This is a genomic window from Aquiflexum sp. (assembly GCF_041749095.1).
Taxonomy (GTDB): domain Bacteria; phylum Bacteroidota; class Bacteroidia; order Cytophagales; family Cyclobacteriaceae; genus Aquiflexum.
Genome location: NZ_JBGTCA010000310.1, coordinates 1 through 1,826, shown reverse-complemented (window position 1 = coordinate 1,826; position 1,826 = coordinate 1). Strand labels below are relative to the sequence as shown.

Annotated in this window: 3 protein-coding genes and 1 pseudogene; 2 read left to right on the top strand and 2 right to left on the bottom strand. The window is 40.1% G+C overall.

Features of this window, described 5'->3' with window-relative positions; translation table 11 throughout:
* Both ACEW8O_RS14265 and ACEW8O_RS14260 read left to right on the top strand, forming a co-directional pair.
* Positions 1–291 (top strand): annotated as a pseudogene (locus tag ACEW8O_RS14265) (hypothetical protein); the annotation flags it as partial.
* Positions 285–980, top strand: a complete 696-nt coding sequence (locus tag ACEW8O_RS14260; RefSeq protein WP_373495299.1) for a nucleotidyl transferase AbiEii/AbiGii toxin family protein — start codon at positions 285–287, stop codon at positions 978–980. The pseudogene ACEW8O_RS14265 and the gene ACEW8O_RS14260, both read left to right, overlap by 7 nt.
* A gap of 88 nt (positions 981–1,068) precedes the next feature.
* On the opposite strand, the gene ACEW8O_RS14255 is transcribed toward ACEW8O_RS14260, so the two are convergent.
* Positions 1,069–1,533, bottom strand: coding sequence for a type II toxin-antitoxin system HigA family antitoxin (locus ACEW8O_RS14255; RefSeq protein ID WP_373495298.1), 465 nt, complete (start codon positions 1,531–1,533; stop codon positions 1,069–1,071).
* Positions 1,523–1,826 (bottom strand): type II toxin-antitoxin system HigB family toxin (locus ACEW8O_RS14250; RefSeq protein WP_373495297.1); only part of this gene is annotated, 304 nt, incomplete at its 5' end. The genes ACEW8O_RS14250 and ACEW8O_RS14255, both read right to left, overlap by 11 nt.

Sequence of the window (1,826 nt, the reverse complement as noted above, 5' to 3'; positions counted from 1 at the left end):
ATACGCTATGCTTTTCCGCAACAACCAGGACCCATAGTCAGAGGAGTTCCGACCGCACATAGCGCAGCACCCTTGGCTGACCTAATCAGTAGTGATGAACCCTATGTTTGGCCCTCTGCATTTGGTCAAGTAAGAGGTCATAGTATTGCACCCTTATACCCAAAAGCCATCGATGCGGCTACCCGAGATCCTGAATTGTACGAAGTCTTGGCTTTGATTGATGCCCTAAGGGTAGGCCGGGCTAGAGAGCGTAACTTAGCAGCAGAGGAACTAAAAAATAGGTTATGTTGAAAAATACACAGATCAACCGCGCGGTCACCAGAAAGATTGCACTGGCATTGGGTCCGATCATTGAAAAAGTCGTATTTGTCGGAGGGGCTGTAGTGAGCCTGTACATCGATGATCCTTCAGCGGAAGATGTACGACCTACAAAGGATCTTGACCTTACCATGGAAATAGCCAGTCTTGGAGAATTGGAATCGATTCGGGAAGCCTTGGTTGCAAGGGGTTTTGTTCAATCTGCCATGGATTCTGTCATATGCCGCTTTCGATATGATGATGTTTTGGTGGATGTCATGGCTACTGTACCGATTGGGTGGGCTCCTGGAAATCGCTGGTTTGAACAAGGTATTGATCAGGCTTTTTCCTATGATTTTGACGATTTGAAGATTCGTCTTTTACCACTTTCTTACTTTCTGGCAGCAAAATTTGACGCCTTCTTTGATCGGGGTATCCAAGACCTTTGGGCCAGCCACGACTATGAAGACATTGTATATTTATTCAATCACCGCTCTGATATAAGTGAACAAGTTATAAAGGCGGAAGTAAGAGTTAAAACATATCTCATGGAATGTGCAACCAAAATCATTGAAAGTAAAAGTTTAAAAGAAGGGATTATAGGAAACCTTTTTTATGAGCAGCAAGAAGAACGTTATAATTTAATTATCAATAGGCTATCAAGAATTGCCCACGGGATTTAATGAAATTTTATTGCTTTGTCCTCCATCCTCTTGCCAAAAGCAAACTTGGATACAATAGGAATCCTACTGAAAAAAAACTCCAATTCGCTTAAAACATCGCAGCCTTGGACCCGGAAAAATACTTTTTGATAGCCGCAATACCCAGAATTTTATCCTGTGATTCTGGCTCCAGTTTTACATCCTTATTTCCGGCAATCAGTGACTCCAAGGGTATTCCCAAATATCTGTTCAATAGAATTATCATTTTAAGGGTCAATGCACGCTTCCCATTCAGAATCTCAGATACCCTTGTTTTACCTCCCAATAACGGAGCAATATCTACCTGTTTTAGATTCATCTGTTCCATTCTGAACCTAATTGCTTCTATTGGATTTGGCGCTCCGACAGGAAAGTGTTCTTGCTCATATTTTTCGACAAGCATAGACAAAAGTTCCAATTCCTCCCCTTCCGGACTTTCCGGTTCAATGGCTTTTTCTGTGCTTTGGATCAAGGCGTAAATTCGCTCACAAGCATTGTCATATTCTTGTTTTGACTTTAATATTTTAATTTTCATAGTGTACCGTTTTTGCATCTATCTTATTATATTCCGCATGAGTTCCAAACCAAACAACAAAGACTATTTTTAATTTATACTCAATATCAACAATCAATCGATAGTCATTGCCTTTTATATTGAATACAACTCTTTTGGAACTGATGATGCTGGCATTGCCGTATTTTGCTTTCAATTCATTTGAGTTCCCCCATAAAGAGAATCTGACTTCATAAATCCAAGCCCTTAAAGATTCCTCAGCTTGTTTATATTTACTTTGACTGAAATAATCTGTCAGAGTTTTTTCTTTTATG

Bases quoted from the DNA above. Each gene is read 5' to 3' on its own strand.
- ACEW8O_RS14260 (WP_373495299.1), top strand. From the start codon at position 285: ATGTTGAAAAATACACAGATCAACCGCGCGGTCACCAGAAAGATTGCA.
- ACEW8O_RS14255 (WP_373495298.1), bottom strand. From the start codon at position 1,533: ATGAAAATTAAAATATTAAAGTCAAAACAAGAATATGACAATGCTTGT.